This is a genomic window from Coprococcus intestinihominis (assembly GCF_040096555.1).
Classification (GTDB): Bacteria; Bacillota; Clostridia; order Lachnospirales; family Lachnospiraceae; genus Coprococcus_A; species Coprococcus_A intestinihominis.
In genome coordinates, this window is sequence record NZ_JBBMEK010000176.1 from 1 (window position 1) to 6,997 (window position 6,997).

At 37.0% G+C, this 6,997-nt stretch carries 11 protein-coding genes and 1 pseudogene; all 12 read left to right on the plus strand.

The features are described from left to right. Nucleotides 1-16 precede the first annotated feature (16 nt). Nucleotides 17-751, plus strand: a complete 735-nt coding sequence (locus WMO25_RS12550) for a hypothetical protein (RefSeq protein WP_117500883.1) — start codon at nt 17-19, stop codon at nt 749-751. 186 nt (nt 752-937) lie between these two features. Then, the gene (locus tag WMO25_RS12555; RefSeq protein ID WP_147356321.1) at nt 938-1,150 is read left to right on the plus strand and encodes a hypothetical protein; all 213 of its coding nucleotides are present in this window, start codon (nt 938-940) and stop codon (nt 1,148-1,150) included. Between the two features lie 86 nt (nt 1,151-1,236). Then, on the plus strand, nt 1,237-1,689 hold the full coding sequence (locus tag WMO25_RS12560; RefSeq protein ID WP_349085575.1) for a hypothetical protein: 453 nt from the start codon (nt 1,237-1,239) through the stop codon (nt 1,687-1,689). A gap of 112 nt (nt 1,690-1,801) precedes the next feature. Continuing rightward, complete coding sequence (locus WMO25_RS12565) at nt 1,802-2,746, plus strand: ParM/StbA family protein (RefSeq protein WP_270475819.1); 945 nt, start codon at nt 1,802-1,804, stop codon at nt 2,744-2,746. Between the two features lie 15 nt (nt 2,747-2,761). Next, entirely contained in the window at nt 2,762-3,103 is a 342-nt protein-coding gene (locus tag WMO25_RS12570; protein WP_270475818.1) for a hypothetical protein, read from the plus strand. A 43-nt stretch (nt 3,104-3,146) separates the two neighbouring features. Then, the gene (lepB, locus tag WMO25_RS12575) at nt 3,147-3,578 is read left to right on the plus strand and encodes a signal peptidase I (protein WP_349085576.1); all 432 of its coding nucleotides are present in this window, start codon (nt 3,147-3,149) and stop codon (nt 3,576-3,578) included. A gap of 16 nt (nt 3,579-3,594) precedes the next feature. After that, nucleotides 3,595-4,026, plus strand: coding sequence for a hypothetical protein (locus WMO25_RS12580; RefSeq protein ID WP_349085577.1), 432 nt, complete (start codon nt 3,595-3,597; stop codon nt 4,024-4,026). Nucleotides 4,027-4,302: 276 nt separating this feature from the next. Beyond that, entirely contained in the window at nt 4,303-4,818 is a 516-nt protein-coding gene (locus tag WMO25_RS12585) for a sigma-70 family RNA polymerase sigma factor (RefSeq protein WP_270475816.1), read from the plus strand. Then, nucleotides 4,808-5,011 (plus strand): helix-turn-helix domain-containing protein, encoded by a 204-nt coding sequence (locus WMO25_RS12590; protein ID WP_117500889.1) that lies wholly within the window; start codon nt 4,808-4,810, stop codon nt 5,009-5,011. The genes WMO25_RS12585 and WMO25_RS12590 overlap by 11 nt, the downstream gene beginning before the upstream one ends. Nucleotides 5,012-5,290: 279 nt before the next feature. Continuing rightward, nucleotides 5,291-5,512, plus strand: a complete 222-nt coding sequence (locus WMO25_RS12595) for a hypothetical protein (protein ID WP_270475815.1) — start codon at nt 5,291-5,293, stop codon at nt 5,510-5,512. A gap of 271 nt (nt 5,513-5,783) precedes the next feature. Then, nucleotides 5,784-6,176 (plus strand): hypothetical protein, encoded by a 393-nt coding sequence (locus WMO25_RS12600; protein ID WP_243131104.1) that lies wholly within the window; start codon nt 5,784-5,786, stop codon nt 6,174-6,176. Between the two features lie 66 nt (nt 6,177-6,242). Then, nucleotides 6,243-6,997 (plus strand): annotated as a pseudogene (locus WMO25_RS12605) (hypothetical protein); the annotation flags it as partial.

Sequence of the window (6,997 nt, forward strand, 5' to 3'; positions counted from 1 at the left end):
AGGAAGGAAGAGGAAAATGAAAAAGTATTATGTGGTACATGCAAAGCTAATTTTGGGAATGGTGCTCTTATCTTCTGCATCTCTTTTGTGGAACGGGGTTCAATTTTTTAGTCAGAAAGATAATCTTATTGAAGAGAGAAAAAATCAGAAAGAGGTTTCTTATGAATATAAAAAAATGGAATTTGCTCATTCAAAAGTAAAAGATTCGGTGGACTGTTATCTGTGCGGAGATAATAAGTGCAGCCTTATGGGAATGTATCGGAATTCTGATGAATTGGGGATTGTCAGTGTTAACCATTGGCATGTGGAAAATCTCCGTACATGGAACAGGGATGATGAAGGACAACTGATTAATTCCGGCGGTTCTGTAAATACAATTACAGGAACGGGAGAGGGTGGCAATTTCTTTTACAGTAGCCCTATGAGTAATCGTGGGATTTCTAATGTAAAAGTGAACTATGGAGAAGATAGTATTTTAGATGGAAAGGTAGCGAGAAAATTATTCTGCCAAGCTTGTCTGGAGAAGCTGGAAAGGGTAACAGAAACTTATGTGCCGGAAGACAAAAGCACTAAGGTAAGAGATTTATTTCTTATAGATTTTAAAACCATGGAACTGTATTCCCTACAGGGACAATATACAGCATATATGATTCGAGATTATTATGTGCAAATTGATTATCAGGAGGAAGGCTTGAAAGTGACAGCCTTTTATGCACCGATATTGGAAAATGGGGAAAAAAGAATAGAATAATATTTATGTATTATAAGACAAGTTAAAGGATTTTGATTATCAGTTGATAATTGAAATTCTTTTTTTATGGTTTTTTACACTTAAATTTATATTTATTTACAGAAACATCACATGTACCGCCTTTTTATTTATTGAAGTTTGGTACATTGACAATTAAATACAGTAGTCACTGAAGCGTTCAGACGGATGTACACAGGAGAATGGAAAACAGTTTGGAGGAATTATATGTTGTTGTTAAGCGTTATAGGTGGCATTTTATTTTTTTTATTGTATTGCTGCCTTGTGGTAGGAAAAAGAAGTGATAGAAAACTGGCAGATTATGAGGAAAGAGAAGAACAGAAAACAAGTAAAGATACTGCAAAGAAATTGGGGGCAGATATATGGGAAAAACAGGAGTAATAAATAGGGATTTTACTGGGGAGGAAAATAACGTTTACCATGATGTAATCCGGCTATTTAAAATATATCGAGCCGTAAACTGGAGAATGCAGATTAAAGTCAATCAAGTAAAGCACCGGATACGGGAAGAGTATGGAACGGATCTTGATGAATTTTTGGATAGTATCTATCAGGCTGGTATGGATATCAATCAGGATTTAGATGATATGAAGCAGAGGATAGAAGTAATCAACCGATCTAATAAGTTTCTGAAACTGATAGATGAAGCGGTAGAGTTGATGAGAAATTTTCATCCGCAAGGAGAACGTTATTACTGGGTTTTATATTACAGTTATATGTCAGCACGAAAAGCAGAGAACATAGATGAGATATTAGACCTGTTAGAGCCGCATTTTCCAAAAATCACACGAATACACCGGGCAACGTATTTCCGATGGCGAGAGCAGGCTTTTCAAGCTGTCAGCAGTATTTTGTGGGGATATGAAGACGAGAGCAGACAGATTATTGAGTACTTCAAAAATAATTTTGAAGTGGAATAGATATTCTGTTGACATGAAAAGTGCGAAAAATTTATATTAGGTACAAGTAATCAATGCGCATAAATTACACAATAATTTTTGAAAGATTTGTACCGGAAAGGAGAGACAAAATATGTTAATGATACCGATTGACACAGGAAATAAAGCAATTAAAACAGAAAATTTTGAGTTTCATTCTGGGATTACGGCATTGGAGAGCATGCCGGGGGAAAATGAAGAGGCGTTAATGTTTCAAGATAAATATTATCGGTTAAGCCATGAAAGAAATGTGTATTTGCCGGATAAGACGCTGGATGACCGTTATTACCTACTGACACTGTTTGCAATTGCAAAAGAATTGGAAAAGCTGAGACAGTCCAGACCATTTATTCCGGGGGAACTGATTAGTATGGACCTGGTAGTAGGACTTCCGCCGCTATATTATCGGAGTCAGTACAAAAAGTTCAGAGACTACTTTTATCGAGAGGGGCGGTTGGTTCATTGTGCATATATGGGAAGGTCATACCGATTGACTTTCTCTAATGTATATGTTCATATGCAGACATACGCTGCATATCTGTATCTGGCGAAAGAACTGAAACTGTCTACATATCCAAAAGTATTGATGATTGATATTGGCGGATATACCTTAGATTACATGTTATTGGAGAAGGGTATGATTTTGTGGAATTACACAGATTCAACAGGAAAAGGCGTTATCTCCATGTATCAGAGGGTAAATAAAGGGATTCGTGAAAAGTTTGACTTGGACTTAAAAGAAAATGATATTGATTCTGTTCTGAAAGAAGAAAGCTGTATGTACGGCGAGGCGATTCGAAAACGGGTAGTAGAAATCGTTACCGAACATGTGGAAGAAATACTGGGAATGTTTCGGGAGTGCGGAATAGATTTGCGTTCGGCAATGACGATTTTTGTAGGTGGAGGTTCAATTCTTTTATCAAAGATAATTGAAACCGTGTGGAAACGATATGACGGAGAATATTACGTGGTAAATGATTCAAAAGTCAATGTACATGGGTACCGAAAAAAATATCTGTTTGATAAAAAAATGCAGTAAAAGGGAGGTATCCTTATGGCAAAACAGGATGAACACCGTTTTAATTTGAGATTTGATGAAGATGATGAAAATCATAGACGGGTAAGTGCCTATTTGAACCAATGTGGCAGAAAAAAGGCAAGATACATTGTAAAGGCGGTACTTGCCTATTGGGAGCTGCAAGATGGAAGGATACCGGTTGTAGAACAGCCGGAAAGGAAACAGTTATCAGAAACAGAGTCAGCGATTCATAAAATAGGAGAACAGGATAAGGCGGACAGACTGATTCAGGTAGAAGATGTAAAGGATAGTGGGCTGGATCGGGAGGAAGCTGATTTGATGCGTCAGAATTATGCAATGTTTGAGGATATGGAGTAGGAAAGGAGAGAGGTATACGAGAACAAAAAGAAATGCAGGCAGAATGACGCTGGCAATCATCATTGCGGTATTGATCATGTTTTTGTTTCAATGTTTTTTTGAAGTAGCGTATGTAAACGGGAAGTCAATGGAACCGACTTTTCAGAATGGAGATGCACTCTTATTAAAGAAATGGGGAGTACCAAAAAAAGATGATATTATTATCGCATACATAGAAGAACTCGACCTCATGGTAGTAAAAAGAATACTGGCTATAGAAGGTGATGTAGTCAGTATAGACGAAAGTGGTGTATACGTGAATGGGAAAAAAGCTGCGGAATCTGTTGATATGAAACGGACGAGTATGGAATTTATAGTAACTGCAAATCAGTATTTTCTAATCGGGGATAATATGATGGATTCTTTGGACTCACGTATTTGGGGATGTATAGGCAGAAGTGCTGTCCAGGGGATCGTTATAAAAAAATTATTTTAGAGGAGGCAGAAGAATCATGAAAATGAACAAAATATATGGATTGTGTGCAGTGCAGCTTATGGGGGTAGGTGTACAGATTATGAATAGGGTAGCAGGAAGTATGATTGTCTTTCTCGGTGTCATAGGAATTATTTTGTTTGTGGCACGAGAGGATATGGAACGTCGAAAATATAAGACTTGTCCAAAGTGCAAGGCACAAATACTGAAGAAAGCACGTATCTGTCCAAAATGCGGAAATCAGTATATGCAGGCTGTATCGGAAGAAGCATTAATGGAGATGATTGAACAGAGATGTGTTGAAGAGGAAGAAAGAACTTCAGAAATGATTGATTGTGACTTTGAGAAAATTGAGGAAGTGGCAGTAGACACATTTACTTCTTTCGATGGGGATATACAGGAATTTTTGGAGAAAAAGGACTCTCAGGAGAATATATTAACTGTGAATTAAGAAAATGCTAGTAAAAAGTAAGAATTGACATAAGAGATTGGTGTTAAGATTATACTAAATAACCATTTTAATATTGAAAGATACAAAAGAAAGGTATAATCTCATATAGAAGTATAACAAATATTTTGGCAGATATTTCTAGAGATAAACGGTAGAGTTATAAAAAAGAAATACTGCAATCAAGGTAATATAAGCGAAATAACAGACTGTTGGGACATGATCCTGACAGTCTATTTTTTTGTCGAAAAATGTATTTTTCTGCATGAATATATGCGGATGCAGAAAAAATACTGGGCAAGGTCACCGCCTGAAAGGTTCAGCGAAATGAGTAAAAACTTTCAGGAGGCAGAGATGGATAAATATAATGATGAATTAAAAATGCAGTTTAGTGCGTATGTGAAACAGTCAATTTTAAACAGGAGAGGACAATACCTGAGGAAAAAATACAGGATTGAAAGTCTTGAAGTAAATTATGAAGAGTACCTGAGTGTTCTGAAGCAGGATACAGAAGAACTATTTGGAAAAATAGAAAAACTGTCAGGGAAAGTATTTAGTGAGATAGTAGAGAGCAGGCTGCTTTTAGAACAGATAGAAGATTATCAGCTTTTACAAGCATTAATTACGTTATCTGAAGAACAGAAAAAAGTAATTTTGCTCCGTATATTTTACGAAAAAACATTTCGAGAAATTGATTGGATTCTTGGATTTCCAGAGAAAAAAGCTGAAAATACATACTATAATGCTATCAGAAAGCTACGGAAATTAATGGGAGGTAAACGTCATGGAGTTTAAAGAAATGTTGAAGTATGCGAAAGCATATGATAAAAGAGCGATGATGGATATAATAGAAATGTACCGTCCATTATTGATTAGTAAGTCGGTTGTGAATGGAAAGTTTGATGAAGATCTATATCAGGAATTTGTCTATACCATGTTGATGTGTATTTTAAAATTCCCATATCCTCAATCAAAACCGGAAGAATAAGGGGGATACTATATGTTGTATTTTGGTATTGACACAAACCATATATTGTTATAAGATAAAATTGGTACAAGTATTTTTCAGAAAATAATTTCTGAAAGAAGGGTTTTTGTTTCGGCATAGGTTGGAACTAAAATTTAGGCAGTTTACTGCGTGTAAATTAAGAAGAAAGACATTGATTATTTTAGGATGATCGGTGTCTTTTTTTGTTTGCCTGAAAAAATGTATCGGGAAGGAGGATAGTGTTACGGAAACTACAGGACATGGAAAGGAGGAACACGAATGAAAACGAAGAAATTTATACAGATTTATGGTAAAGTCATGCTGCCGGTAATCAGAGGAATGAGCGCAAAGTATTTCAGCAATGGAACATGGAAAGAAACAGCGAAAGTCAGGCGTATTGTGGAGGTGACGGATACATATATTAAGTTCGAAACAGACCGTATTCGTTATTGTATTGATTTTGGAATGGTAGAAAGTGCTGTACTGCCAGCAGCGGCATAGAAGAAAGAGGGGAAAGGCTGTTATATATTGACGGTCTTTCTCCTATAAGGGAAAAAAGAGATGAAATTGCCATGAGTATGCGACTATATTGCAACCCCATTGTTATTGACAGATGACTTCCTTGAAGATACAATGGTAAAGTAAAGTTTTGTGCATGAACGAAACTTGCATGGAGAGCCGCAAAACATTACAGCAAACAGACAGTCACAAAAGGGCTGTCTTTTTTTATGCAAAAAGTAAGTTGATTTTCATACAGAAGGGAGGGAAGTTATTGGCAGGAAATATCAAAAAACAGAATATGGATAGTCTAAAAACGGGGAATCAGTACATGCAACTGGTTCCTCGTTTTGCATTTATTGCTTTTTTAGCTGTTGCACTGATTGCGGTTTCGGCATCACCTGTTTTTGCCGCCGGTATTTTTGATACAGCAAAAAATGCGATGCAGACAGTTTACAAAGATGTAGCGGGGATAGCAACAGTAGCAGCGGTTGTGTGTGCGGCAGTTTGCTTATTCTTAATGAATTTTTCTAAATCAGGTCGGACAGTAGATGAATCAAGATCCTGGTTAAAGAGAATCATCATTTGCTGGGCAGCACTCATGACAATGGGAGCGATTGTAACATATTTCGAGAGTATCATTCCGAAGAGTATGTTCGGCGGTTAATGTAAACAGAAAAAGCCGGTGCTCTCCCGGCAGAAAGGAGGTTGCCTGAAAGGGTAAGAAACATACATGGGTTGGTTATTAGAATTATTGGTCGAGGGAATCAGAGAAATGCTGTCACAGTTTGTAATCGACATGATGACGCTTGTGACGGATATGTTTACAGAGCTACTGTCCTGTGACCTTAGTTTATTTGAAGAATTATTTTCTGTGGTAGGAGACCTGTATACGAATGTGATGCTACCGATGGGAATAGCCCTGCTTCTTTTGATTTGTGTCTGGCAGTTATTTAAAAGCATGTTTGGAAAAGCAGGAGTTTCCAGTGAAGATCCAATAGAATTGGTATGCCGGACTGGAATCAGTCTATTTTTTATTGTGGCGGCAAAGCCATTAGTTGACTATATTCTGACGGTGGCAGGTACACCGTATCAATGGATTGCGGGAACGGATATTGAGGTAAGCAGCTTTTCCGAATATGTATCAGCATTGGAAGGACTGACTGGCGGACTGGGAATTGACAGTTTAAACATAGCAGTGCTTATGTTAATCATGCAGTTTGTAGTTGCATGGAATTATTTTAAAATGCTCTTTGTAATTGCAGAGAGATATGTATTGCTTGGTGTATTTTCCTACACTGCACCTTTAGCATTTGGTACGGGCGGTTCAAAAGCAACAAATAACATTTTGGCATCATGGGCGAAGATGTTTGGCGGACAGATTGTGTTAATTATTCTGAATTCATGGTGTTTGAAAATGTTTTTATCAGGGTATGGGAATCTTAATGCAAGCAGTTACGGATTTACCAAATTCTTTGTCGCAACGTT

What these genes read in the sequence shown, in the direction of transcription:
- WMO25_RS12595 (WP_270475815.1), top strand. Translation starts at nt 5,291, where the DNA reads ATGAAAACGAAGAAATTTATACAGATTTATGGTAAAGTCATGCTGCCG.
- WMO25_RS12590 (WP_117500889.1), top strand. Translation starts at nt 4,808, where the DNA reads ATGGAGTTTAAAGAAATGTTGAAGTATGCGAAAGCATATGATAAAAGA.
- WMO25_RS12565 (WP_270475819.1), top strand. Translation starts at nt 1,802, where the DNA reads ATGTTAATGATACCGATTGACACAGGAAATAAAGCAATTAAAACAGAA.
- WMO25_RS12560 (WP_349085575.1), top strand. Translation starts at nt 1,237, where the DNA reads ATGCAGATTAAAGTCAATCAAGTAAAGCACCGGATACGGGAAGAGTAT.
- WMO25_RS12570 (WP_270475818.1), top strand. Translation starts at nt 2,762, where the DNA reads ATGGCAAAACAGGATGAACACCGTTTTAATTTGAGATTTGATGAAGAT.
- WMO25_RS12550 (WP_117500883.1), top strand. Translation starts at nt 17, where the DNA reads ATGAAAAAGTATTATGTGGTACATGCAAAGCTAATTTTGGGAATGGTG.
- WMO25_RS12555 (WP_147356321.1), top strand. Translation starts at nt 938, where the DNA reads ATGTACACAGGAGAATGGAAAACAGTTTGGAGGAATTATATGTTGTTG.
- WMO25_RS12585 (WP_270475816.1), top strand. Translation starts at nt 4,303, where the DNA reads ATGCAGAAAAAATACTGGGCAAGGTCACCGCCTGAAAGGTTCAGCGAA.
- WMO25_RS12580 (WP_349085577.1), top strand. Translation starts at nt 3,595, where the DNA reads ATGAAAATGAACAAAATATATGGATTGTGTGCAGTGCAGCTTATGGGG.
- lepB (WP_349085576.1), top strand. Translation starts at nt 3,147, where the DNA reads ATGACGCTGGCAATCATCATTGCGGTATTGATCATGTTTTTGTTTCAA.